Here is a 24,021-nt window from a genome sequence, read left to right on the forward strand (position 1 = left end):
TATGCTTTCAGCCTAACGCTCTAGCTCTATGTTTTCTCGAGCGATTTTATGCGATTATGTTGCCGCTGTCGCGTCAACTTCATCGCATATCGCTCTAGAGCGTTATGCTTTCAGCCTAACACTCCAGCGCTATGTTTTCTCGAGCGATTTCATGCGATGAAGTTGCTGCTGCTGCGTCAACTTCATCGCATATCGCTCTAGCGCGTTATGCTTTCAGCCTGACGCTCTATCTCTATGTTTTTTCGAGCGATTTCATGCGATTATGTTGCCGCTGCCGCGTCAACCTAATCGCATATCGCGCTAAACCAGGGATCGACCGGGGCGTCAGCCCCGGCTTTCCAAAAGGGGGGTCTCATGCGGTTCAAGGAACGTCGCGTCGTTGTGATGGGCGGCAGCCGGGGCATCGGGTTCGCGATTGCCAAAGGGTTCGCCGCCGAGGGCGCGGATGTGGCGATCTGCGCGCGCGGGGCGGAGGGGCTGGAGGTGGCGCGCAAGGAGATCGCGTCGCACAGCCATGCCATATATGCGGCACGCTGCGACCTGGCTGATGCCGCGCAGATTGCCGCGTTCATTCCCGAAGCCGCCGGCGCGCTGGGCGGTATCGATGTGTTGGTCAACAACGCCTCGGGCTTCGGCATGACCGATGATGAAACCGGCTGGGATGCTTCGTTCAAGGTCGATATCATGGCGATCGTGCGGGCGAGTCAGGCGGCGGTGCCGTTTCTGCAGACCGACGAGGGCGGGTCGATCATCAATATCGCCTCGATTTCGGGCTTGCGCGCCTCGACCCGTAGCGGCCCCTATGCCGCCGCCAAGGCCGCCGCGATCAATTATACCATGTCGCAGGCGGCGCAGCTGGCGCGGCAGAACATCAGGGTCAACGCGATCTCGCCGGGTGCCATCGAGTTCCCCGGCGGGGTGTGGGACCGGCGCAAGCGCGATAATCCGAAACTCTACGAAACCACCCTCGCGTCGATTCCGTTCGGCAGGTTCGGCACCGCCGAGGATGTGGCGGACGTGGCGTTGTTCCTTGCATCGCCCGCGGCGCGCTGGATCACCGGGCAGAATATCGTGGTCGATGGTGGGCAGTTGATCGGGTGATCGGATCAGCCCCGTGGTTGGGGGCGGGGATCAGTCGTCGGCGTAGGGATTTTTGGTGCCGCGCAGGGACAGGCGCAGCGGCGTGCCGTGGAGGTGAAATTGCTCGCGCAGGCTGTTCATCAGGTAGCGCTGATAGGTTTCCGGGGTCATTTCGCAGCGGGTGCCGAACATGGCGAAGCTCGGCGGGCGGGCCTTGACCTGGGTGATGTAGCGTAGTTTGAGGCGCCGGCCTTCGACCAGCGGGGGCGGGAAGCGTTCGAGCGCGCCCTCGAACCAGCGGTTGAGGGCGCCGGTGGAGACACGCTTGTTCCAGACGAGGTCGGCTTCGCGCACGGCGGGGAGAAGTTTGTTCACCCCCTCGCCGGTTTCGGCGGAGAGTGGGATGGTCACGACGCCCTTGAGTTGGGAGAGCGAGGATTCCAGCCGGTCGCTGATGGCGCGACGGGTTTTGTCGCGGTCTTCGACCAGATCCCATTTGCTCAGGGCGATGATACAGGCGCGGCCTTCGCGTTCGACCAGCCGGGCAATCTGGAGATCCTGATCGTGGATGCCTTCGAACGCGTCGATCACGAGGACCACGGTATCGGCGAATTTCAGGGCTTCGAGGGTCGAGGAGGTCGAGAGTTTTTCGAGGCCGGCTTCGACGCGGGCGCGTTTGCGCAGGCCGGCGGTGTCGAACAGGCGGTAGCGCGTGCCGGTGCCATCGGTCAGTTCGGCGGCGATGGCATCGCGGGTGAGGCCGGGTTCGGGGCCGGTGATCGAGCGTTCCTCGCCGAGCAGGCGGTTGAGCAGGGTGGATTTGCCGGCGTTGGGCCGTCCGACCAGGGCGAGATGGAGCGGCCGGTCGCCTTCGGGTTCGCCATCGCCGATGGTGTCGGGCAGGGCTTCGAGGATCTGGTCGATCAGGTCGGAGACGCCCTCGTTATGTTCAGCCGAGATCGCGACCGGTTCGCCGAGGCCGAGCGCATAGGCTTCGAGGGCGGCCGAACCGCCGCCGCGACCTTCGGATTTGTTGGCGACCACGATCACCGGCTTGCCGGCGCGGCGCAGCCAGGCGGCGAAATGACGGTCTTCGGGCAGCAGGCCGGCGCGCGAGTCGATCACGAAGAGAACGAGGTCGGCCTGGTCGACCGCGGTGCCGGTGGAGGCGCGCATGCGGCCGGGCAGGCTGTCGGGCGGCGCTTCCTCGAGGCCGGCGGTGTCGATCAGCTGGATTTTGCGGCCATAGAGCTCGCCCCAGGCTTCCTTGCGGTCGCGCGTGACGCCGGGTTCATCGGCGACGAGCGCGATGCGCTTGCCGGCGAGGCGGTTGAACAGGGTGGATTTGCCGACATTGGGCCGGCCGCAGATCGCGACGCGCGGGGCGCGGTTCGGGGAGGGGACGGGGGTGGGGTCGGTCATCGATAGGCGGTCAGCACCGCATCGCGGGTCAGGGCGAGGAGGGTGCCGCCGACCGCGATCGGGGGTTGATCGGCGACGCCATGCAGTTCGATGCTGTCTTCGGGTTTGGCCAGAAGAATGCCGGTGCGGGCGTCGACCACGATCAGACGCTGATCCGATCCGGTCAGGATCAGGCCGCTGCCGGCAACGATCGGACCGTGCCAGCGGATCGGGCCGTAGTCTTTTTTCGGGTTTTTGTAAGCGGGTAGATCGGTCAGCCAGGAGACATAGCCCTCGGCCATGTGGATCGCGGCAAGGCGTTGGTCCTCGGTGAGCAGAAACAGCCAGTCGCCGGCGATGGCGGGGGTTTCGGCGCCGCCGGCGCTCTTGCCCCAGATGCGTCGGCCGGAGCGCAGGTCGAACGCGACGGTCGAACCGGCGACCCCGGTGACCACCACCAGATTATTGCCGATCACCGGATTGGCGACGATGCTCGACACGTTGAGCGGGTTGGCGGTGTCGTAGCCGGCGGCGAGGCTCTGTTCCCACACCGCCGAACCGGTTTGCGCATTGATGCCGGCGACCATGCCGGTGCCGAATCCCGCAACGATCACGCCCTGGTCATAGGCTGGCGCGCCGGCACCGAACATTGAATTCGACGACGAACCGGTGGGAAAGCGCCAGGCGAAGTCGCCGGTCGTGGCGTCGAGCGCGATCAGCGTGTTGTCGAGCAGGACGATGTAGATCCGGCCACCGCCGATGGTGGGGGCCGAGCGGGCCGGCTGGTCGAGTTTTTTGGTCCAGCGGGCGGCGCCGGTCGCGGGATCGAGCAGGCGGAGTTCGGCAAAGCCGGTTGCGACGTATAATCCGCCGTTATCGAAGGCGAGGCCGCCGCCGAAAGCGAAGCTTGAATCATGCTTGGGGCGCATTTTCTGGCGCCAGATGTGCCGACCGTTGCTGAATTGCACGGCATCGACGAAGCCGTTGGCGTCCATCGTGAAGATTTTCCCCGCGGCGATCACCGGTTGGACGTGCAGCGAGCGGCGATAGGTGGCGCCGGCGCCGATGCTGGTGCGCCAGGCCTGGGTGAGACGGGCGGGCAATGCAGCCACGCCCGTGTTGTGCCGCGCGTTGCCGCCGGCCTGTGGCCAGCTCATGCGCGCGACCGGGGCGGGGAGGACGACGGCGGACGCGTTCTCACTGACCGCGAGCGGTTCATGCGGCGGCAATACCGGGATCTTGACGCCCGGCACCGGCTTTTTGTCGGAGCCTTCGAACAGGCTGCAACCGGAGAGCAGGGCGGCCGACATCAGCAGCGCGCCGCGCCGCCCGATTGTGGAAATGGCGCGTGGTGTGGTCATGGCAGGTTCGGTCATCCGTTCAGTTTCGCCATCAGCCCTTCGGCCAGATCGCGGACATTGGCAGGGGCGGCGGGATCGGCGGTGACCCGGTTCAGCAGCGATTGCGCCTCGGCATTTTTGCCGGATTTCATGTCGAGCACGGCGGCGTTGACCTGGGCGAGGTCGTGCCACGGGCTGTCGGAGGCCATCAGCGGCTGCAACCGCGCCATCAAAGCGGCATCGGGGGCGTGGCCCATTTCGTGTTGAACCCAGAGAAGATTGGCGAGGCCGCGTAGCATCGGGCCGGCACCGCTGTCCGCCGCGCCGAGTTGGGTCCAGAGCGCCGCGGCGGCTTGGGGCTTGCCGCCGCTCTCGTAGAGTGCAGCCGCTCGAAGCCGGGCGAGTGTGGCGTAGCCGGCGGGTGCTTTGGCGGCGAAGGCGATCAGCGCCTTGGCATCGGTGAGATCGGTCGTCTTGGTCGCGTCCGGCCCGGCGGCGGCGATCCGGTCGGTCAGGGCGACATAGGCGGTCGCGGCCCGGGTGTTCTGGCGCTGATGATACCATTGCAGCGTCTTCCAGCCGCCGATTCCGATCAGCACGATGCCGGCGGCCGTGATGAACAGACCGGCATAGCGGGCCAGAAACTTGCGGGTGCGCTCGGCGCGCAGATCATCGGCGACTTCATCGAAAATATCGGGCACGCTGGGTCTCGCTCGTGGTGGGCGCACGCCGCCTTAGAGGCGGAAACGTGCTGATTTCAGGGTTGGCGCACCGCGTTCATAGCGGTGCGCGCGGCCGAGGGCAACGTAACCGGATTTTCACTATTTCATGGCATGGTCCGACCATGCGCTGTCTGATGGTATTGTTATGTATCCTCCCGCTGGCTGGCTGCGGCTTGGGCGCCGGGGCGGATATCGGCGTTGGCGTCGGGGCCAATGTGCTGGCGCTGACCACGATTCATCGCACGATTCCGGATGCCGTGGTATCGCTGGTGACGGGCAAGGATTGCTCGATGGTGCGGCTCGACAATGGTAAATCCTACTGTCGGCATCTCCAGCCCTTGCCGCCGCCGCAACCCTATTGCACCCAAACCCTGGGTCAGGCGACCTGCTGGGCCGATCCATCGAAATTGCCCGATCACGCCCCACAGATCGCCTCTGGCCCGTATCAGCTCAGCCCGCTGCAACTGGCCAATCGCGATCATCGCTGGCCCTGAGCACTCCCGGCACGCAACGCGACGTACGGGCAGATCAAAGATCCTGCCGGCAAATTACCGCGGCGTTTCGACTCGCGGATTCGGACGGCGTGATTGCTCGTCATCGAGGCGTGAAGCTGTTTGTTAAGAATTGTCCGGTAATTTTAGAAAAGTCACGGCGATCTGATGCGTAACATATTGAAAGTAATGAACTCCCATGTCGGAAGAAGAGTCTCTGCGTGAACGGCTTGCCTTCGTCGGTCTGAATGACGCGGCGCTGGCTCGCCTCAAGGCGGTCAAACCGGTCGTGATGGCGGCGTTGCCGGCGGCGCTTGATCGATTTTATGCCAAAATCATGGCCGAGCCCGCGACACGCGGTTTCTTCGCCGACCAGGCGATGGCGTCGGGGGCAAAAACCCGGCAGGCCGGACATTGGGATCTGATTTCGGACGGCAGGTTCGGTCAGGCCTATCTCGATGCCGTCAGCAAGGTTGGCCGGATTCATGCGCGCATCGGGTTGGAGCCGCGCTGGTATATCGGCGGCTATGCCTTGATCCTCGAGCGGTTGATCGAGGCGGTGCTGCGCGCGCGGATGCCAAAATCGAGGTTTCTGGCCAAATCGGTCGATCCGGGCGATGTGGCCGCCGATCTGGCCGCACTGACCAAGGCGACGCTGATCGATATGGATTATGCCATTGCAGTCTATCTGGAGGCTCTCGATACCGCGCGGACCGCCGCAGAGGATCGAGCCAGGGCGACCAATGGGGCCGTGATGCGGATTGTGGGAGCGGCTCTCGGTGCGTTGGTGGATGGAGATCTGACCCACCGCATCGGTAATGACATGCCGGAGGAGTATGCGCAGCTGCGCGAGGATTTCAACATTGCCATCGCCAAGCTGCAAACCACCATGCAGGCGATCGCCACCAATGCGGATGCGGTCCGCTCCGGTGCCGAAGAGATTACACAGGCATCGGATGATCTGTCCCGCCGCACTGAGCAGCAGGCCGCCAGCCTCGAACAGACCGCCGCCGCGCTCGAACAGATCACCGCCACGGGCCGAAAAACCGCCGAGGGGGCGGGCGAAGCGCGCAAGGTGGTTGCCGAGGCCCGCGCCAGTGCGGAACGATCCGGGGTCGTGGTGCGCGACGCCATCACGGCGATGAACGGGATTGAGACATCGTCACGGCAAATCGTCGGCATTATCGGCGTTATCGATGAGATTGCGTTTCAGACGAATCTGCTCGCGCTGAATGCCGGGGTTGAGGCTGCGCGCGCCGGTGATGCGGGGCGGGGGTTCGCGGTTGTGGCCACCGAGGTGCGAGCGCTGGCGCAACGCTCCGCCGATGCGGCCCGTGAGATCAAGACATTGATTTCAGGTGCCGGCCAGCAGGTGGATTCCGGCGTTAAAATGGTCAGTGAAACCGGCAAGACGCTGGGTTGGATCGTTGATCAGGTCGCCACGCTCTCGACGCTGGTGACCGATATTGCCGCCTCGGTGCAGGAGCAGGCGATCGCGCTTGGGGAGGTCAATACCGCGATCGGCCAGATGGATAATGTGACCCAGCAGAATGCCGCGATGGTCGAGCAAGCCACCGCCGCCAGCCATAGTCTGTCGGCCGAGGCAAGTGAGCTCGATCGGTTGATCGGACAATTCGTGATCGGTGCGGGGCATGGGCCGGTCCCACGATCGGCATCCGTGCCGAAGCCGTCAATGGCGGGATTAGAACGCCGTTACGGCACGTGATCCGGGCCGCGGTGGGAACGATCCGGTGTTTGCCTTGTCGCCACGCGGACCCCTTGGGCTGACGCGCGTTGGCCTGGCGCTAGAGCGTGATGCTTTCAGCGTAACGCTCTAGATCTTTATTTTTTCGAGCGATTTCATGCGATTATGTTGCCGCTGCCGCGTCAACTTAATCGCATATCGCTCTAGTCATTGCGTCCGAATGATTTAAGGTCGCCCCTTGACCTGCCGCATCGGCGGGTTGCGGCGGGATGATCAGCGCAGGGTCAGCGTGATGTTGCGATTGGCGCGGCGGCGATACCACCAGTTCACCAGACCAAATATCACGATGCCGCCACCGAGCAGGATCAGGCTGCCGGGTTCGGGCACCTGTACGGGGAGTTGCGATGTGACGGTGCCGGTACCGCCGGTGGTGATCGAGGCTTGGGGGTCGCTGGAAAGTGGTGGGGCGTAGTCGGCATAGCCGCCGGACAGGACCGTGAAGTTACCCGGCATGATGGTTGCGACTGCGGGGGTGCAATAGCTGCAATTCTGCTCCAGCACCGAGGCTTGGGGCGGGAGGGGGTTGGAAACCAGCGGGTCCTGTTCGGTGTAGAGGAACTGGTTGGCGAACATGGAGAGATCATACTGATCGCCGGTTGCCAGCAGCGAAGGGATCGTGAGATTGAAAACGGTTCCCGAGATCGCCGAGATCATGGTGCCGCCACTGAAAGTCTCGAGGATTTCGGTCTTAAGATCGAGCGTACCGCCTGAGTAGGTGGTTGTCACATTGTTGTTAACATAGCTGCCGGTGATGCCGGTGAAGATGAGGCCGGTACCGATGGATGCAGCGTAGGATTGTGCCGGCAGGGTTGCGGTGATCGAAAAGGGCGAGGCAGCGAAGGGTGCGGCCGTCGGGCTTGGCAGAGGGAAGGCGTATGTGCCGTTGTAGCTGATTGTTGCGGTGCTGGTGGTGGAGGGGCTCGTTGGGAAAAACGCCGTCGACACAGTCGCCGATGCCATCATTGGCGTGGCAATGATGGCGGATGTTGCGAGCAGGGCGATCAGGTGACGGCGCATCAATGGGTTCCTCTTTTTGCTGTCGAGCGTGACATGTTTTTCGATGCAAGACCGATGCCAAATAATGATTTCAATAGGATAATCATTCTGTCGTCAGGCGAGTGTAAAATTTCCTGACAGAATTCCCTGCGGCAGCGGTGGTTTGTTGCCGATTGTAAGTTGATTGGGCGTTGCCAGATCAGGCGTGTGACATGTTTGTGGCGGAGGAAAGGATGGCGGACGATACGACGACGCTAACGGTTTATTATGATGGCGCGTGTCCGGTGTGTTCGCGCGAGATCGCGTTTTATCGTGATCAGATGGAACGTGATCAGGCGGGACGGATCAACTGGGTCGATGCAACGATTTGTGGCGCGGACGCGCTGGGGCCGGGGTTGGATCGGATGCAGGCGCTCGCGCGGATGCATGTGCGCACGGCGGATGGCGAATTGGTCTCGGGTGCGGCGGCGTTCGGGCGGATCTGGCGGGAACTGCCGCGGTTTCGACCGCTCGGCACGGTTTTGGCGATCGGTCCGGTGGCGGTTATCGCGGAATGGGCATATCGGGGGTTTCTGCGGTTGCGGCGCCGGTGGCGGCCAGGGTGATGCGGTAGCGCAACAGGGGCGATAGCGGGTCCGCGGCGTCGATCAGGAACCCGCCGTTATTCACCACGACGCGCTGCGAGGCGATATTTCCCGGGTCGGTCATGATGTCGACATGGCGCAGACCGCGGGCGGCGGCTTCGGGCAGAATAAGCGCGAGCGCACGGGTGGCGATGCCCTGATTGCGCCGGCTTGCGAGAACACTGTAGCCGATATGGCCGCTGACGTGCGGTGGCAGGGCTTCGGTGCCGGGTTGCCAGCGCAGGCTGATGCTGCCGGCGAAATCGGGGGCGAAGATCCAGCGGCGAAGGCTCGGCAGGCGGGGTTTGAAACTGCCGTCGGGCTGGCGCACTGGTCCACCCCGGGCATCGGGGTCGTTCAGGCCTGTGATGAACCTCGCGGCGTCCGCCTCGATCAGGGCGAGTTCGACACGATAGAATTCGGGGTCGAGATTGTTCGGCGAGTAGCCGGTGAGAAGCGCGTTGCGGTAGGCGGGGAGATCGGCGAGATCGGGCCGGCGCAGGGTGATCACGGCCGGTCGCGGAGGAGAAACTCTCGGCCGATTTTGACGCGGTTCTCGCCGTCATAGGCGACGATGTCGGCGGTGGCGTAGGTTTCGCCCCAGGATTCGGGGATGAAGCTGCCGGTGCCGACGACGTCGATCGGGGTGTGGGCATCGGCGAGCACGCTGCATTTTTCGACGCCGAAGCCTGACGAAGCGACGATTTTGACGCGGATGAAGCCGGCTTCGTCGAGCGCTTCGCGCATCCGCCAGACCGAAGCCGCGGAGACGCCGGTGCCGATCAGGTAGCGGAGTTCGTTGTGGCTGCGGTAGCGGCGGATCGCGCCCGGCGCGTGGCGTTCCATCACCGCGTAGCTTTCCTGCGGATCGAGCCCTTCGAGGAAACGGCCGCCATGGGTGTCGAGCCGGACCGAGAGGCGGCCGGCTGCGGCGAGCTCGGGGAAGTGGCGGCAGACGGCGAGGGCATCGGTGATTTCAAGGCCGAAATAATCGGTCAGAACGGTCAGATCGGAATCGGGGAAGGTTTCGTGGAACATTTCGGCGGCGCGCAGGGTGCTGCCGGCGTAGCCGATCAGCGCGTGGGGCATGGTACCGAAGCCGCGCGGCGCACCGAAATAATGCGCGGTGGCATCGTTGGCGTTGCCGATGAAGCCGCGCGCGCCTTCGGCCTGGGCGGCGCGCGAGCCGACGGCGGCGGCATAGGCCATCATATCGGCCATTTCGGCACCGGCGCAGTGGCGGGCTTCCATCGCGAGGAAGGCGGATTTCGGCAGGGCGGCGCACATCTGATAGGCGTTGTGGGCGGCGACGCAGGCGGGGCCGAGTTTTTGCAGCAGGATGGTCTCGAGATCGACCAGCAGCAGGAAACTGCCGGTGATGTAGGCGATCGGCTCGCCGGCGCCGACCCAGGTGCCTTCGGGGTGTTGGAGCTCGATATCGACGGTCTCGCCGCGCAGGGCGGCGACCTCGTTCAGCCAGGCGAGCATCAAAGCGGGGGCCGAGACCACCGGGCGGCGCAGAAAATAGGCGTAGGTGACCCGGCTGTCGCCGAATTTGGCGACGATTTCCTTGGTGCGGTTGAAATACGCATCGGTCCGCGCCGCGATCCCGGCATCGAGATCGGCGCGGGAGACGCGGCGCGGGGCGCGGCTCATTATTCCGCCGCGATCTCGGTGGTCCGGGGTGCGCGGCGGGATTTCAGTTCGGCGGCGATCAGAAACGCGAGTTCGAGCGATTGCTCGGCGTTGAGCCGCGGGTCGCAGAAGGTTTCGTAGCGCGCAGACAAATCCGCCTCCGAGAGTTGGCGCGCACCGCCGACGCATTCGGTCACGTCCTGCCCGGTCATTTCGACATGGACGCCGCCGGGGATGGTGCCTTCGGCTTCGTGAATGTCGAAGAAGCCGCGCACCTCGGAGAGGATCGCGTCGAACCGGCGCGTCTTGATCCGCCCTGCGGTGGTGATGGTGTTGCCATGCATCGGGTCGCACAGCCAGGCATTGCGGCGGCCTTCGCGCCTGGCGGCGCGCAGCAGTTTCGGCAATTTGGCGGCGACATGATCGGCGCCCATGCGGGCGATCAGGGTCAGCCGGCCCGGCTCGGCATCGGGGTCGAGCCGTTCGATCAGGCGGAGCAGATCGTCCTCCTCCATGCTCGGGCCGACTTTCAGGCCGATCGGGTTTTTGACGCCGCGCATGAATTCGACATGCGCCCCCTCGAGTTGGCGGGTGCGATCGCCGATCCAGAGGAAATGCGCCGAGCAGGCGTAATAATCCCCGGTGGTGGAATCGATCCGGGTGAGCGCCTGCTCATAGGGCAGCAGCAGGGATTCATGGCTGGTGTAGAACTCGGTCTCGTGGATCTGCGGTGTTGACTGGCTGGTCATGCCGCAGGCCGCCATGAATTGCAGAGTCTCGTCGATGCGCGAGGACAGATCGCGGTAGCGCTCGGCCAGTGGCGAGCGGCGGACGAAATCGAGGTTCCAGCGATGCACCTGGTGCAGATCGGCATACCCACCCGAGGCGAAGGCGCGCAGCAGGTTGAGCGTGCCGGCGGACTGGAAATAGCCGAACTCCATGCGCGCGGGGTCGGGGATGCGCGCCTCGGGGCTGAAATCCGGCCCGTTGACGATGTCGCCGCGGTAGGACGGCAAGGTGACGCCGCCGATGGTTTCGGTGTCCGACGAGCGGGGTTTGGCGAACTGGCCGGCCATGCGACCGAGCTTGATCACCGGCACCGAACCGCCATAGGTCAGCACCACCGCCATCTGAAGCAGGACGCGGAAGGTGTCGCGGATAATGTTGGCGGTGAAATCGCCGAAACTCTCGGCACAATCGCCGCCATGCAATACGAAGGCGCGGCCCTCGGTGGCGAGCGCGAGCGCGGTTTTCAGCCGGCGCGCTTCGCCTGCGAACACCAGCGGCGGGAAGCGGCGCAGGCGGGCTTCCATCGCGGCGAGCTTGTCCTGATCCGGATAGGATGGGACCTGCAGGATTGGTTTTGCACGCCAGGATTCGGGCGTCCATTGTCCCATTGATGCGGTGGTCGGGGTCGTTGCGGTCATAGCCATCTCCTCAGCGTGATCGCTATAATCCGGAAGCGGGGGCTTCGGCTACTCCGCCGCCTTCGCATCCGCTGTGCCGACACGGCGGGTCTCGGTGCGCAGGGTGACGAATTCCTCGGCGGCGGTGGGGTGGATGCCGATGGTGCGATCGAAATCGGCCTTGGTGGCGCCCGATAGGATCGCGATGGCGATGCCCTGAATGATTTCGGCGGCATCCTCGCCGAGCATGTGGGCGCCGATCACCCGGTCGGTCTCGCCATCGACGATGAGTTTCATCAGCGTCTTGCGCGGACGTTTGCTAAGGCTGTGGCGCATCGGGGTGAAGCGGGTGACGAAGATTTTCGCACCGTGCGGTGCTTCATCCTCGCGCACGCCGATGGTGGCGAGCGGCGGGATCGAGAAGACGGCGCTGGGGATGTTGGTCAGCGAGACGCCGCGCTTATTGCCGCCGAACAGCGTGTCGGCCAGGGCGTGGCCTTCGGCGGTGGCGACCGGGGTGAGATTGAGGCGGTCGGTGACGTCGCCGAGGGCGAAGATGTGGGGGATGTTGGTGCGGAACTCGTCATCGATCGGGATCGCGCCGCCGGGGGCGATGGTGATTCCGGCGTGTTCGAGGCCGAGGCCTTTCGTGTTGGGGGTGCGGCCGGTGGCGAAGAAGATGCAATCGGCGTCGATATGGTGGCCGTTGGTCATGTGCAGGCGTTTGGCATGGCCGAGATCCTCGATTTTCAGGGGGCACTGGCCGGGGTGGAGGGTGATGCCGTGACTGGTGAGGGCTTCGGCGAGGCCGGCGCGGAGGTCGGGGTCGAAGCCGCGCAGGGGCAGTGGCTGGCGATAGACGAGGTCGACGTTCGAGCCGAGACCGGCGAAGATTCCGGCGAATTCGACGCCGATGTAGCCGGCGCCGATCATGACGACGCGGTTGGGGCGCTCGGGTAGGTAGAAGGCGTCGTCGGAGACGATGGCGTGTTCGCCGCCGGGAATATCGGGTCGGATCGGGTGGCCGCCGGTGGCAATGGCGATGCGGGCGGCGGTGTGCCGGTGGTGACCGATGTCGATGGTGTGGGCGTTGTGGATCGTGGCCTTGCCGTTGAAGATGGTGGCGCCGGCGCGTTCGAGCAGGCCGGTATAGGCCCCGTTGAGTCGGGCGATTTCGGCGTTTTTCGCGGCGATGAAGCGGGGCCAGTCATGTGCGCCCTTCGCCATGTTCCAGCCGAAGCCGGTCGCGTCATCGGCGGCGAGGCCGTATTCGGCGGCCATTACCATCAGTTTTTTCGGCACACAGCCGATATTGACGCAGGTGCCACCCCAGAAGCGGTTCTCGGCGATGCCGACCTTCGCCCCGTGCCCGGCGGCGATGCGGGCGAGGCGGACCCCGGCGGAACCGCCACCGATTACAAAGAGGTCGAAATCGTAGGTCATGGAACGATCGTACTCCTCAGTTCTTAATGAACCGTTTTGCACGGCGCGCGCGAGAAGAAAATAAACCGCGACGCGGAGGGGGGCGATGCGTGACGTCGTGCTTGACAGGTGATGCCGCTGACTGGTGGGTTGGTTGCTCACGAAAAGGGCATCGACCGATGATTGAGACGCTGGTGGCTTTGCTGGCCGCGACGGTGGTGATGGTGCCGATTGCCCGGCGGCTGGGCGTGGGCAGCATCGTCGGCTATTTGGCAGCGGGTCTGGTGATCGGGCCGGACGGGTTGCGGTTGGTGACCGGGGTCTCGCAGATCCAGAATGTGTCGGAACTCGGCGTGATCATGTTGTTATTTCTGATCGGGCTGGAGATCCGTCCGCATCGGTTGTGGATCTTGCGCAAGACGATTCTGGGGCTCGGCTTCGGGCAGATGGTGCCAAGTGCCGCAGCGCTGGCGGCACTCGCGCATCTGGCGGGGCTGAGTTGGACCGCTTCTGTGGTGCTCGGGTTGGGGCTCGCACTGTCTTCGACGGCGATCGTGCTACCGATGCTCGGCGAGCGGAATTTGCTGAGCGCGGCATCGGGGCGGGATGCGTTCGCGGTCCTGCTGTTCCAGGACATGGCATTCATTCCGCTGGTGGCGCTGGTGCCCCTGTTTGCCAGCGGGCATCTGCCCGACCATCTGCCGCGCCATGTGCCGTGGTTTGCGGTGGGGCGGGCGGTGGTGGCGGTGGTGGCGATTTTGGGCGGCGGGATTTATCTGGTCGAACGGATTTTCCGCTTGGTCGGCGGCACGCGGACACCCGAGGTGTTCACGGCGATGACGCTGTTGATCGTGGTGGGAACGGCGGGGTTGGCGCATTGGGCCGGGCTTTCGCCCTCGCTGGGCGCGTTCATGGCGGGGGCGCTGCTGTCGGATTCGGCGTTCCGACCGGCAATTCAGGCCGACATCGAGCCGTTCGAGGGGTTGCTGCTCGGCTTTTTCTTCATCTCGGTCGGCATGTCGGTCGATTTTTCGCTGGTGATCGCGCGGCCCGCTGTGATTCTGGTTGCGGTGGCAGCGACGATTGCGGTTAAGAGTGTGGTTGGGTTCGTCGTGTCGTTCATCAAGCGGCGGAATGCGGCGACGGCGCTGCGCTTTGCCGTGGCGCTGCCGGAGGGAAGCGAGTTCAGCTTCGTGCTGTTCGGCGCGGCGGTTACCGCGGGAGCATTGAGCCGGACGCAGGCGGGCCTTGCGACGGTGACGGTGGCGCTGTCGATGCTGTTGGTGCCGTTGATGTTTGCCGCGATCGAGCGATTTGTGATGCCGCGGATGAACAGGCGTAAACTTGCCTCGACCGCGATTGCGCCGGATCGGCCGACCCCGGTGCTGATCTGCGGCTTTGGCCGGGTGGGGCAGATTGTCGGGCGGTTGCTCTCGGTGCGGCATATTCCGTTTACCGCGCTCGATCAGAACGCCGAGCATGTGGCGTTCGTGCGCCGGTTCGGGTCGCGGGCGTATTTTGGCGATCCCACCCGGATTACCGTGCTGCGGGCGGCGGGGGCGGATGCCGCGAAAGTGTTGGTGATCGCGCTCGATGATGCCGAGGCGGCGCTGAAACTGGCGGAACTGGCGCGCCGGCATCTGCCGCATCTGACGATTCTGGCGCGGGCGCGCAATCGGCGGCATGCCCAGTTGCTGATGGATCTGGGCGTGACATTGATCGTGCGCGAGACATTACTGTCGAGTTTGAAACTGGGGGAGATGGCGCTGACGGCACTGGACATCGAGCCGGCCGATGCGGCGCGGACGGTGGCGGCGTTCGCGGCGCGTGACGAGGCGCTGCTGACCGAGACGCTTGGATTTGCCGGCGACGAGCCGAGGGTGATCGCAAGTCTGCAGCAGAGCGTTACCGAGTTGCAGGAGTTGTTCGAGGCCGACCGGGAGGGTAACGGCTGAGCCGCGCCGCGGGCCGCGGTTTGCGGGATTCAACTCAGGTGTCATAAGGCGGCTCATGCGAATCCTGTATCATCTGCCGTTGTCACCCTATGCGCGCAAGGTTCGGCTGGTTCTGGCCGAAAAGCGGTTGCCGTTCGAGCTGCGGGTTGAGAAGACCTGGGAACGGCGACCGGAATACCTGGCAATGAACCCGGCCGGCACGGTGCCGACTCTGACCGAGGATAACGGTCTGGTGATCCCGCATTCCAATACGATCTGCGAGTATCTCGACGAGGCCTACCCGGATATCTGCCTGATCGGGCGCACATTGGGCGAACGTGTCGAAATTCGCAGCGTGACCGCCTGGTTCGATGAGCGGTTCGCCCATGAAGTGTCGCGCAATCTGTTGTATGAAAAAACCATGAAGCCGGTGGCGCGACGCGGCGCGCCCGATGCGGCGCGGCTGCGTGAAGGCTACGCGGCGCTGAGGTTGCACCTTGGCTACATCGGCTGGTTGGCCGAAACCAATAAATATCTGGCTGGCGCCAATTTGTCGCTGGCCGATTTCGCCGCTGCGGCGCATCTTTCGGCGCTTGACTTCATCGGCGATGTCGATTGGTCGATCGCGCCGGCGGCAAAGGAGTGGTACGCCCGAATCAAATCCCGCCCGTCGTTCCGAGCGCTGCTGGCGGATCGTGTCTCAGGCTTTAACCCGCCGCCCCATTACGCCGATCTGGACTTCTGATCCGCGTTGCTGCTCCGGTTGCGCATTGCGGGCAGCGACATCACGGCTGATCGGCTACCACGCCATCCGGTGTGGCCTGGTCGACGGCGGCGGGCAGATGTTGTGCGAGAAAGCTTGCCGCCATCGAGGGATCGACCCCGAATTTCTGCGCGATCGAGGCGATGACGGGACTGCCGAGCGCCTGCTGTATCTGATCGGCGGAAACCGGCAGATTCTGGCCGTCGCCGATCCAGGACGCGACATGGGCGCCCAGGCCGCTCTGCTGGAATTGTTGCATCAGACCCGACACGCCGGAGATGCCGTTTTGTTGCAACACACCCATGACCTGGGACTGAATATCGTCGCCGGTCTGTCCATTGTCACCGCCTAGGGCGGAGCCGACCAAGCCGGATATCTGATCGAATAAACCCATGACACGTCTCCTGGTGATTGCGCGACCGGATCAAACAGGGAAATCCGGTCGCGTGTCAAACGGGTTCGGTGAAAGGTTTGGTTAATTTTTTGCGGCGTGCAGATGATCCGCCACGGCCGCTTTTTCGCAGACATAGGCACCATGCTTGGTTTTGCCGAAATATTTCGACTTGGCGGTGTGATACGCCTTGCTGCCGGTCGCGTGCCAGACAACGCCGCCCATACCGCAGGCTGCCTTGGCCGCAGCTTCGGTTTTATAGCCCGGCAGCTTGCTGCTCATGTGCGTTTCATGGGTTTTTTTCTTGGTGCTGGCATGGGCGGTGCCCATGGCACTCATGGTGAAGGCCAGCGCAACCGCCGGGATTGCGGCACGCAGGATTTTTGTCATTGTCATCAACAGGGTCTCCGTATCGGTGTGTCGTGATCATCATGATCGGCCGCGGGGGCACCGCGCCCTCACGGTTACGTGAGCGGCATACGCTCTCCACCACATCAAGACAAGACGGCGAGGGCAGAACCGTCATGACGCGGGCCGGATTTCCGCCTATCATGCGGGCATGACCGATACTCTCACCATCGCCATTGCCCAGTTGGATCTGCATGTCGGGGCGATCGATCGGAATCTCGCCGCGATCCGCGCCGCCCGCGCCGAGGCTGCCCGCCTGGGTGCCGATTTGCTGGTCACTCCGGAGATGAGCCTCGCCGGCTATCCGCCGGAGGATCTGGTCCTGAAACCCGCCTTCGTCGCTGCCTGCGATGCCGCCGCCCATGATCTTGCCGCCGATACCGCCGATGGTGGGCCGGGCATCATTGCGGGTCTGCCCTGGCGGTCGAACGGGCAGCTGCACAATGCCGCCTTCGTGATGGATGGTGGTGCGATCATCGCCCGCCGCGCCAAACATGAACTACCGAACTACGGCGTGTTCGATGAGAAGCGTGTTTTCATGCCTGGTCCGGCGCCCGGCCCGGTGCCGTTTCGCGGCTTTCGCCTTGGCGTGCTGATCTGCGAGGATTGGTGGCTGCCCACCGTGCCGGAAACGCTGGCCGAAACCGGGGCCGAAATCCTGATCTCGACCAATGCCTCGCCGTTCGAGGATGGCAAGCAAGGGCAGCGCCTACAACTCGCGCTCAATCGGGTGGTCGAGACGGGGCTGCCGTTCATGTTCGCAGCTCTTACGGGGGGGCAGGATGAAATCGTGTTCGACGGCGCGTCATTTGCCTTGAACGCGGATCGGTCGCTCGCGCTGCGCATGCCGTATTTCGAGGCGGCGCTCAGCTTGACCGTATGGCGGCGCACCAATGCCGGTTTGGTCTGCACGCCGCAGGCCATTCCGCCCGATCCGGATCGACTCGACCTCGTGTACCGCGCCATGGTCATGGGTCTCGCGGATTATGTGAACAAGAACGGGTTTCCGGGTGTCATCCTCGGATTGTCCGGCGGGATCGACAGCGCGCTTTCCGCCGCAGTCGCGGTCGACGCGCTCGGCGCCGAGCGGGTCCGCGCGGTGATGATGCCGAGTCGCTACACCAGCGGGCACAGTCTGGAGGATGCCAGTGCCTGCGCGGCACTTCTGGGTATTCGCTGCGATACGGTTCCGATCACCGCGGCGACCACGGCGTTCGAGACAGCGCTGGGCCCTCTGTTTGAGGGACGCGCGCCTGATATTACCGAGGAAAACATCCAGTCCCGTGCGCGTGGGCTGATCTTGATGGCGCTATCGAACAAACTCGGCGCCATGGTGCTGACCACCGGCAACAAATCGGAAATGTCGGTCGGTTATGCGACACTGTATGGCGACATGTGCGGCGGCTATTCGGTGCTGAAGGATGTCTATAAAACCACGGTGTTCGAATTATGCCGCTGGCGCAACGCCAACCGCCCGTCCACCGCGCGTGGCCCGGCCGGGCGCGTCATGCCGGAACGCGTTATCACCAAGCCGCCGAGCGCCGAACTGCGTGACAACCAGACCGATCAGGACAGCCTGCCGCCTTATGAGGCGTTGGACGCCATTTTGGCGGCCCTGGTGGAAGGCGACGCCGCGATCGATGATCTGGTTAACGCCGGTTATGACCGCGCGATGGTCGCACGGGTGTGGCGCCTGCTGGATCGGGCCGAATACAAACGCCGCCAAGCGCCACCAGGCGTGAAGATCACCGCACGGGCGTTCGGGCGTGACCGCCGTTACCCGATCACCAACGGGTTTACCGCGCTGGTGACGTGAGCCGGGCGGCGCGCGACCCATCCCGATTTTATCGGGATCGGTGCGTACCGGTTCCGACCGGGATCAGGCGGCGGCGTCTTTTTTCTTGCGCGAGGTCGGTGCGGGGGCGGCGGGAGCCGGGGCGGCCGGGGCCGCGATGGCCGGTTTGGTGCCGAGGCCGATTTTTTTGGCCAGGTTGGAGCGCTGCTTGGCATAGCTGGGCGCGACCATCGGGTATTCCGCCGGCAGCTGCCAACGCTCGCGATATTGTTCCGGGGTAAGATTATACGCCGATTTCAAATGGCGACGAAGCATTTTAAGTTTCTTGCCGTCCTCAAGACAGATGATGTAGTCGTTGAAGACTGATTTTTTCGGATTGACGGCCGGTTCGGGCGGCGGCGCGACTTCGACGACCGGGGTCTCGGTGCCGCTCAGGCTCTGATAGACGTCGCGGATGAGCGCCGGCAGCATATCCGTTGTGACTGAGTTATGCGATACATGGGCCGCGATGATCTGTGCGGTCAAATCCAGTAAGTGGCTGTTGGTAGGAGCGTCAGACATCTTTAGTCCTTCAAGAATCGTTGTTGCACGTTGTTTGTCACACCATTTGGCCGATTTTTCAAACGAATGCAACAAACGCGATGAAAGAACCGATCGCCGATCAAACGATACCACCCGATAATTGGTCAAACCACACCGGATAATTGGAAAACTTCAATGCAGGACACCAAAATCGCCGAACTCCCCGCTCATGACCGGGCCATCGACATTACTGCTGAAACCTGCCCGATGACTTTCGTGCGCACCCGTCTTGCTCTGGAGTCGCTGCCTCTCGGGGCCATTTTATTGGTGCGGTTGCGTGGGGTTGAGCCACGCGCCAACGTTCCGCGCGCGGTGGCCGATCAAGGCGATGATTTGCTCGATATGATCGATCTCGATGACGGCAGTTCTGTATTGATCATTCGAAAAGCCTGCGCCTGAGCAGCAATGCGTGTTGGCCGGGGGCGTAATAGTCGCGTCGGATGCCGGTGTTGGAAAACATCGCGGATCGATACAATCCCAAAGCGGCCTGGTTGGTTTGCGCGACTTCGAGAAATAGACTTCGCGCACCGCGCCGGGTGGCTTCGTCAATGACCAAGGCGAGTAGTGTTCGCGCGATCCCCTGCCGTCGTGCCTCCGGCGCGACCGCGATTGTCAAAATCTCGGCTTCGTCTGCAACGGCGCACGCAATCACGGCACCGCCTTGCGCGGTGACGTAGCCGAATACGAACGGATTTTCGAATAAGGCGGCGATGCTTGCGGCGGACCACGACTCCGTGCCGAAGCAGGTTCGGTGGATCGCCGCGATCGCCTCGCAATGCGCGGCCGTGGCCGCGATCATCGCGGGGCGGGGCGCAGACCGGCTGCGGGTCGTTTGGCCTCGGGCGGATCGACATAGCGGGGCATCGCCGGACGATCCGGCAGGCCGGTTGCGATGCGGTGGCGCAGCGCCATCGCGATCGCCGGTCCGGTGCAGGACCGCGCATCGGTCAGTTGCACGTCAAAGCCGCGCGATGCCAGACGCGCCGCGATGTCACCGGCGCGGTCGCCGGCGAGTGCGACCGGGCGCGCGGGTTCGGGCGGATCGGTTTCGTCGAAACCGGCGGCGATGCCGTCACGTTCGATGAACACCCGGCCACGCCGAGCGCTCAGGGCAATCCAGAGGTCGCGGTGCAAGGCGGGTAGTGCTGCGCTGAACGCCTCGCTCATGGTGATGCCGTGGACCGGCACATTGGCGGCCAGGCCGATACCCTGGGCCAGCGCGATCGCGGCGCGCAGGCCGGTGAAACTGCCCGGACCGATCGTAACGGCGATGGCATCGAGCGCCGGGGCTGCGACGCCGGCATCGTGCAGGCACTCATCGACCCAGACCGCCAGCGTATCGGCGAGGCCGGTGGCAGGGGCGCCGTCGCGGGCGGCACGAACCCTCGCGCCATCGACAAGGGTCACACTGGCCCGGCGCTGTGCGGCGTCGATCGCGAGGATCAGCTGTGGCATCACGCCAGGACGCACGCCTCATCGAACGAGAGCCGGGGTGAACGCTCGAACTGGTCCTCAACCGCGCCATGGCCGAGATTGATCAGGAAATTCGACTTCCAGCCCTGATCGGACAAGAACAGCTGATCGACCTTTGCGCGATCGAAACCCGACATCGGGCCGCAATCCAGTCCCAGAGCGCGGGCGGCGGTGATGAGATAGGCGCCCTGCAACGTGCCATTGCGGAAGGCGGTTTCATCGGCGAGGTCGGGGTTGCCGGAAAACCATGCGCGGGCATCGGCATGGGGGAACAGCTTGGGCAGATGCTCGTAGAACTGGGGATCATAGGCGACGATCACCGTCACCGGAGCGGACATGGTTTTGTCGATATTGCCGGGATTGAGCGCCGGCTTGAGTTTTTCACGCGATTCGGCGGTGCGCAGAAACACGAAACGCGCCGGCGACGAATTGGCCGAGGTCGGGCCAAATTTCACGATCTCGTACAGCGCATGGAGGGTTTCGTCTGGTACCGGCGCATCGGTCCAGACGTTCTTGGTGCGCGCGGTGCGGAACAGGACATCGAGGGCGGTATCATCGAGAATCATGCCGCTCACGCCGCGACCTGCTCGACCGATTTGACCTCCGGCACGTAGTGCCGCAGCAGATTCTCGATTCCCATTTTAAGCGTCGCGGTCGAGGACGGGCATCCTGAGCACGCGCCCTGCATATGCAATGTCACCACGCCGTCTCGAAAGCCACGGAACACAATGTCACCACCATCGCCGGCCACCGCCGGGCGGACCCGCACGTCGAGCAGTTCCTTGATCTGATCGGCAATCTCGCGATCCGCGGGATCGACGTCCTCGGCCACCAGCGCCGCATCGCTCGCCATTACCGGGCGATTGGCCAGGAAATGCTCCATGATGGCACCGAGCACCTGAGGCTTCAGCGCCGGCCAGGCGATCGCGTCGCTTTTAGTGACCGAGACAAAATCGGTTCCGAGGAAGACCCGTTCGACGTCGGGCAGATCAAACAGCGCGCTCGCCAGCGGGCTGATCGCGGCGGCGGCGGCGCTGTCGAAATCGGCCGACCCGTGTTCGAGGACGGTGCGGCCGGGCAGGAATTTCAGGGTCGCGGGGTTGGGGGTGACGTCGGTTTCGATGAACATGATGGAACTCCCGTGCTAAACCGTACAAATGCGGTCCTCTCTACATCATCGGCATGAGGGGTGCAAAAATCAATCCGGGCTTCACGCGCCTATACCGTGGATTAAACAATCGTAGGTCATGATTCCGACACAGCCGCGCCAGTATCCCGTCATCTGCGAGGGATTATAGACAGGTATCATATAACGGAGATGTTTCATGCGCCCATCCACCCCCCGAAGCCCCGTCCTCGCCACGCTGATCCTGACCGCTGGTCTCGGCGTTGCGATCGCCAGCCGTCCCGCCACCGCCGCGACCACGCCACCCACCCCGGCGGCCACCGGCGTTGCTAAGATGACGCCGGCGACTACCGGCGTTGCCACGATGACACCGGCGCAAAAGGCAATGATCGCCCATGTCGATGCGAATCTGGCGACATTGAAGAAATCGATCGGCGTCACGGCCAGCGAGGAGGCGAGTTGGCAGGGGTTCACCCAGGTGTCGCGCAGCAACGCGCTCAATCTGGCGGCGCTGTATCAGGCCCGCGCCAAAACCCTTGCAACGATGAACGCGGTGCAGAATATGGAATCCTATGCGGCGATCGCGGCCCGGAACGCTGATGACATGAACGCCTTGTCCGCCGCGTTCCACACCCTCTATGCCAAGCTCACACCGGCGCAGCAGAAGAAGATCGACGCGGTGTTCCGCGCTCACGCCGAAGCGGCGACCGCCAGGCACATCAAGAAAATGAAGCATAGCTGATCTGCGTTCAAATCGAGGAAACCAGGACAAGTCGGCGGCGTCCCTCGGCCAAGGGGATGAGACCGGCGATGTCCTTGACTGCCTCGGCGATGACCAGACCGCCGAGCTGCGGCAGCGCGCGTCGGCCGATGCGTTCGGCGATGTCGGCGGTGCGCAACGCCGAGCCGAGGCCGACCGGCGGCATCAGCAGCGCCATGTCCCGCCGGTCCACACGGAACATCGCCCCGGCCAGTAATCGACCCAGCTGGGCCGCGCTGTAGGGTTGGCCATGACCGAAGGGTGTGCGCTCCAGATAGGCCCAGAGCGAGGCGCGGTTGGGCACCACAACGATCATCCGCCCTTCGGGACGCAGCACGCGCCATGCCTCACGCAGCATTCGCCGGGCGGTCTCGGCGTGTTCAAGCCCGTGGATGATCAGCACCCGATCGATGCTGACATCGGCGAGCGGCAGAGCATCTTCCTCGGCGGTGGCGCTGGCGTTCAGGCGCGCGGTGGGCCAGTGCGTCCTGCCCATTTGCGCCGGCGTGATCACGATGCAGCGCGCCGCCTGCTCGCGCCACAGCCGCAAATAGGGCGCCGGATAACCGATCCCCAGTAAATCCTGTCCGGTCAGGTCCGGCCACATCGCCATCAGGCGCGAGCGAACCTGCCGCGCGGCCATCACACCGCGTCTCGTGGCATAGAAATCGGCCACTGCCGTCGCATCTATACTCATGGCGTTCGTCGTCTCATGCGCCCTGTATAGCACTTCTGAAGGATTGATCATGTCCATCGCTTATGCCGGCTTCACGATCACCCGCGTCCCCATGCTCACCGACAACTACGCCTGGCTGGTTGGTCACGACGGTGCCAGCGCCTTCATCGACCCGGCGGACGCCGCCGTCGCGATCGAGGCGGTGGACCGCCAAGGGGGCAAGCTCGACTACGTTCTGCTCACCCATCATCATGATGACCATATCGCTGGCGCCGCGGCGCTGGCCGCGCGGTTTGGCGCAGCACTGGTCGGCAACGCCGCGGATGCGGCGCGGCTGCCGGCGCTCGATATGGCGATGAACGACAACGAGAGCATCGCATTCGGCGGCTCAACGCTGAAAATGATTACAACCCCCGGCCATACCAGCGGGCATGTCACCTATCTGTTCGGCGATGCCATCGCGGCGTGCGGCGACACGCTGTTCAGCCTCGGCTGCGGCCGGATGTTCGAGGGAACGCCGGAGATTTTCCACACCAGCCTGCACCGGCTCGCCACGTTGGCACCGGATACCATGCTGCTGTGTGGCCACGAATATACCCTGGCCAACGCAAGATTCGCCCGCAGCGTCGATCCCGATAATGAGGCGCTGATGGCACGCGCCCGCGTGGTCGAAAAACTGCGCGCCGCCGGGGAGGCCACGATTCCAACCCGCCTGGCCGACGAACTCCTGACCAACCCATTCCTGCGCGCCCAGACCCCGGAGGAATTCGCGCGCCTGCGCGCCGCCAAGGACAGGTTTTGATACGGTTCATCATGATGCAACCCCGGCCATCGGGTTACGATGGCCGGGGCGGCAGGCGGAACGACGGTTCGGCTTACCCTCGGCGGTACGGCGCCCAGTTCAGCGGTGCGAGGCTTGCCGCTGCCGTGGATTGCACCCGACCAATCTGGGCATAGGCCGGCCCGTTGTCACGGCGCCGGTTCGGGGAGCCGAATTCGGGCGTCGCCTCACCCACGACGGCCTGATTGAACCGCTCGGCCACGACCGGGCGCGCTGGCCCGGCAACCTGGGGCATCACCTCACCGATCACATCCGGGGTTGTCTGGGTCGTGATCGGCTGTGCTGTGAGGTCGGGGATGCCCATGCCGGCATAAGCGGTGCTGCCGAGGCCGGTCAGGCCCGCGGCGATAACGGCGGCAAAAACGAATTTGGTCATTGGATCTATCCTATT

Annotated in this window: 27 protein-coding genes; 10 read left to right on the top strand and 17 right to left on the bottom strand. The window is 64.0% G+C overall.

The features are described from left to right. Positions 1 to 354 precede the first annotated feature (354 nt). A complete protein-coding gene (locus ACP5E6_RS04320; RefSeq protein WP_427952165.1) occupies positions 355 to 1,101 on the top strand; it encodes an SDR family NAD(P)-dependent oxidoreductase in 747 nt (248 codons plus the stop codon). 30 nt (positions 1,102 to 1,131) lie between these two features. Here ACP5E6_RS04320 and der read toward each other — a convergent pair whose 3' ends face one another. The 3 genes from der to ACP5E6_RS04335 are packed head-to-tail and all read right to left on the bottom strand — an operon-like array spanning position 1,132 to position 4,522. Beyond that, a complete protein-coding gene (gene der / locus ACP5E6_RS04325; RefSeq protein WP_427952167.1) occupies positions 1,132 to 2,502 on the bottom strand; it encodes a ribosome biogenesis GTPase Der in 1,371 nt (456 codons plus the stop codon). Beyond that, positions 2,499 to 3,857, bottom strand: coding sequence for a PQQ-binding-like beta-propeller repeat protein (locus ACP5E6_RS04330; RefSeq protein WP_427952169.1), 1,359 nt, complete (start codon positions 3,855 to 3,857; stop codon positions 2,499 to 2,501). Before ACP5E6_RS04330 ends, der begins: the two co-directional genes overlap by 4 nt. Next, positions 3,854 to 4,522: a tetratricopeptide repeat protein gene (locus ACP5E6_RS04335; RefSeq protein WP_427952171.1), complete on the bottom strand. Its 669-nt coding sequence runs from the start codon at positions 4,520 to 4,522 to the stop codon at positions 3,854 to 3,856. The genes ACP5E6_RS04330 and ACP5E6_RS04335 overlap by 4 nt, the downstream gene beginning before the upstream one ends. Positions 4,523 to 4,677: 155 nt before the next feature. Here ACP5E6_RS04335 and ACP5E6_RS04340 point away from each other — a divergent pair, with 155 nt between their 5' ends. Both ACP5E6_RS04340 and ACP5E6_RS04345 read left to right on the top strand, forming a co-directional pair. Continuing rightward, on the top strand, positions 4,678 to 5,037 hold the full coding sequence (locus ACP5E6_RS04340; protein WP_427952173.1) for a hypothetical protein: 360 nt from the start codon (positions 4,678 to 4,680) through the stop codon (positions 5,035 to 5,037). Positions 5,038 to 5,233: 196 nt separating this feature from the next. Then, entirely contained in the window at positions 5,234 to 6,760 is a 1,527-nt protein-coding gene (locus tag ACP5E6_RS04345; protein ID WP_427952175.1) for a methyl-accepting chemotaxis protein, read from the top strand. Positions 6,761 to 7,012: 252 nt separating this feature from the next. Here ACP5E6_RS04345 and ACP5E6_RS04350 read toward each other — a convergent pair whose 3' ends face one another. Next, complete coding sequence (locus ACP5E6_RS04350; RefSeq protein WP_427952177.1) at positions 7,013 to 7,816, bottom strand: PEP-CTERM sorting domain-containing protein; 804 nt, start codon at positions 7,814 to 7,816, stop codon at positions 7,013 to 7,015. Positions 7,817 to 8,028: 212 nt separating this feature from the next. Between ACP5E6_RS04350 and ACP5E6_RS04355 the strand changes: the two genes are divergently transcribed. Next, complete coding sequence (locus ACP5E6_RS04355; protein WP_427952179.1) at positions 8,029 to 8,400, top strand: thiol-disulfide oxidoreductase DCC family protein; 372 nt, start codon at positions 8,029 to 8,031, stop codon at positions 8,398 to 8,400. Here the strand turns inward: ACP5E6_RS04355 and ACP5E6_RS04360 are convergent. The 4 genes from ACP5E6_RS04360 to gorA are packed head-to-tail and all read right to left on the bottom strand — an operon-like array spanning position 8,339 to position 12,902. Next, positions 8,339 to 8,929, bottom strand: a complete 591-nt coding sequence (locus tag ACP5E6_RS04360) for a GNAT family N-acetyltransferase (protein WP_427952181.1) — start codon at positions 8,927 to 8,929, stop codon at positions 8,339 to 8,341. The genes ACP5E6_RS04355 and ACP5E6_RS04360 overlap by 62 nt on opposite strands. Next, positions 8,926 to 10,074, bottom strand: a complete 1,149-nt coding sequence (locus tag ACP5E6_RS04365; RefSeq protein ID WP_427952183.1) for a nicotinate phosphoribosyltransferase — start codon at positions 10,072 to 10,074, stop codon at positions 8,926 to 8,928. Before ACP5E6_RS04365 ends, ACP5E6_RS04360 begins: the two co-directional genes overlap by 4 nt. Continuing rightward, positions 10,074 to 11,480, bottom strand: a complete 1,407-nt coding sequence (locus ACP5E6_RS04370; protein ID WP_427952185.1) for a class II 3-deoxy-7-phosphoheptulonate synthase — start codon at positions 11,478 to 11,480, stop codon at positions 10,074 to 10,076. The genes ACP5E6_RS04365 and ACP5E6_RS04370 overlap by 1 nt, the downstream gene beginning before the upstream one ends. A 48-nt stretch (positions 11,481 to 11,528) precedes the next feature. After that, the gene (gorA, locus tag ACP5E6_RS04375) at positions 11,529 to 12,902 is read right to left on the bottom strand and encodes a glutathione-disulfide reductase (protein ID WP_427952187.1); all 1,374 of its coding nucleotides are present in this window, start codon (positions 12,900 to 12,902) and stop codon (positions 11,529 to 11,531) included. Positions 12,903 to 13,060: 158 nt separating this feature from the next. Here gorA and ACP5E6_RS04380 point away from each other — a divergent pair, with 158 nt between their 5' ends. Both ACP5E6_RS04380 and ACP5E6_RS04385 read left to right on the top strand, forming a co-directional pair. Then, complete coding sequence (locus ACP5E6_RS04380) at positions 13,061 to 14,836, top strand: monovalent cation:proton antiporter-2 (CPA2) family protein (protein ID WP_427952189.1); 1,776 nt, start codon at positions 13,061 to 13,063, stop codon at positions 14,834 to 14,836. A gap of 55 nt (positions 14,837 to 14,891) precedes the next feature. Beyond that, positions 14,892 to 15,560: a glutathione S-transferase family protein gene (locus tag ACP5E6_RS04385; protein ID WP_427952191.1), complete on the top strand. Its 669-nt coding sequence runs from the start codon at positions 14,892 to 14,894 to the stop codon at positions 15,558 to 15,560. A gap of 40 nt (positions 15,561 to 15,600) precedes the next feature. Here ACP5E6_RS04385 and ACP5E6_RS04390 read toward each other — a convergent pair whose 3' ends face one another. Beyond that, a complete protein-coding gene (locus tag ACP5E6_RS04390; RefSeq protein WP_427952193.1) occupies positions 15,601 to 15,972 on the bottom strand; it encodes a YidB family protein in 372 nt (123 codons plus the stop codon). Positions 15,973 to 16,053: 81 nt separating this feature from the next. Next, on the bottom strand, positions 16,054 to 16,365 hold the full coding sequence (locus tag ACP5E6_RS04395) for a hypothetical protein (protein ID WP_427952195.1): 312 nt from the start codon (positions 16,363 to 16,365) through the stop codon (positions 16,054 to 16,056). Between the two features lie 163 nt (positions 16,366 to 16,528). Here ACP5E6_RS04395 and ACP5E6_RS04400 point away from each other — a divergent pair, with 163 nt between their 5' ends. Then, positions 16,529 to 18,193: an NAD+ synthase gene (locus tag ACP5E6_RS04400; RefSeq protein WP_427952197.1), complete on the top strand. Its 1,665-nt coding sequence runs from the start codon at positions 16,529 to 16,531 to the stop codon at positions 18,191 to 18,193. Positions 18,194 to 18,256: 63 nt separating this feature from the next. On the opposite strand, the gene ACP5E6_RS04405 is transcribed toward ACP5E6_RS04400, so the two are convergent. Then, positions 18,257 to 18,733: a MucR family transcriptional regulator gene (locus ACP5E6_RS04405; protein WP_427952240.1), complete on the bottom strand. Its 477-nt coding sequence runs from the start codon at positions 18,731 to 18,733 to the stop codon at positions 18,257 to 18,259. Positions 18,734 to 18,889: 156 nt separating this feature from the next. On the opposite strand from ACP5E6_RS04405, the gene ACP5E6_RS04410 reads away from it, so the two are divergent. Then, positions 18,890 to 19,153 carry a sulfurtransferase TusA family protein gene (locus tag ACP5E6_RS04410; RefSeq protein ID WP_427952199.1) on the top strand — a complete coding sequence of 88 codons (264 nt, stop codon included), beginning with the start codon at positions 18,890 to 18,892 and terminating at the stop codon, positions 19,151 to 19,153. Here ACP5E6_RS04410 and ACP5E6_RS04415 read toward each other — a convergent pair. The 4 genes from ACP5E6_RS04415 to ACP5E6_RS04430 are packed head-to-tail and all read right to left on the bottom strand — an operon-like array spanning position 19,131 to position 21,356. Beyond that, positions 19,131 to 19,553: a GNAT family N-acetyltransferase gene (locus ACP5E6_RS04415; protein ID WP_427952201.1), complete on the bottom strand. Its 423-nt coding sequence runs from the start codon at positions 19,551 to 19,553 to the stop codon at positions 19,131 to 19,133. The two genes, ACP5E6_RS04410 and ACP5E6_RS04415, sit on opposite strands and share 23 nt — an antisense overlap. After that, the gene (gene tsaB / locus ACP5E6_RS04420) at positions 19,550 to 20,209 is read right to left on the bottom strand and encodes a tRNA (adenosine(37)-N6)-threonylcarbamoyltransferase complex dimerization subunit type 1 TsaB (RefSeq protein WP_427952203.1); all 660 of its coding nucleotides are present in this window, start codon (positions 20,207 to 20,209) and stop codon (positions 19,550 to 19,552) included. Before tsaB ends, ACP5E6_RS04415 begins: the two co-directional genes overlap by 4 nt. Then, positions 20,209 to 20,793 (bottom strand): malonic semialdehyde reductase, encoded by a 585-nt coding sequence (locus ACP5E6_RS04425; protein WP_427952242.1) that lies wholly within the window; start codon positions 20,791 to 20,793, stop codon positions 20,209 to 20,211. The genes tsaB and ACP5E6_RS04425 overlap by 1 nt, the downstream gene beginning before the upstream one ends. A 5-nt stretch (positions 20,794 to 20,798) precedes the next feature. Then, positions 20,799 to 21,356 carry a NifU family protein gene (locus tag ACP5E6_RS04430; RefSeq protein ID WP_427952205.1) on the bottom strand — a complete coding sequence of 186 codons (558 nt, stop codon included), beginning with the start codon at positions 21,354 to 21,356 and terminating at the stop codon, positions 20,799 to 20,801. 196 nt (positions 21,357 to 21,552) lie between these two features. On the opposite strand from ACP5E6_RS04430, the gene ACP5E6_RS04435 reads away from it, so the two are divergent. Then, the gene (locus ACP5E6_RS04435; protein ID WP_427952207.1) at positions 21,553 to 22,095 is read left to right on the top strand and encodes a Spy/CpxP family protein refolding chaperone; all 543 of its coding nucleotides are present in this window, start codon (positions 21,553 to 21,555) and stop codon (positions 22,093 to 22,095) included. Positions 22,096 to 22,102: 7 nt separating this feature from the next. On the opposite strand, the gene ACP5E6_RS04440 is transcribed toward ACP5E6_RS04435, so the two are convergent. Further along, on the bottom strand, positions 22,103 to 22,810 hold the full coding sequence (locus tag ACP5E6_RS04440; protein ID WP_427952209.1) for a class I SAM-dependent methyltransferase: 708 nt from the start codon (positions 22,808 to 22,810) through the stop codon (positions 22,103 to 22,105). Between the two features lie 49 nt (positions 22,811 to 22,859). Between ACP5E6_RS04440 and gloB the strand changes: the two genes are divergently transcribed. After that, positions 22,860 to 23,591: a hydroxyacylglutathione hydrolase gene (gene gloB, locus ACP5E6_RS04445; protein ID WP_427952211.1), complete on the top strand. Its 732-nt coding sequence runs from the start codon at positions 22,860 to 22,862 to the stop codon at positions 23,589 to 23,591. Between the two features lie 73 nt (positions 23,592 to 23,664). Here the strand turns inward: gloB and ACP5E6_RS04450 are convergent, their stop codons facing one another. Then, a complete protein-coding gene (locus tag ACP5E6_RS04450) occupies positions 23,665 to 24,006 on the bottom strand; it encodes a hypothetical protein (RefSeq protein WP_427952213.1) in 342 nt (113 codons plus the stop codon). Between the last annotated feature and the right edge of the window lie 15 nt (positions 24,007 to 24,021).

The sequence above is a fragment of the Acidiphilium sp. genome, assembly GCF_049977125.1.
Lineage (GTDB): Bacteria > Pseudomonadota > Alphaproteobacteria > Acetobacterales > Acetobacteraceae > Acidiphilium.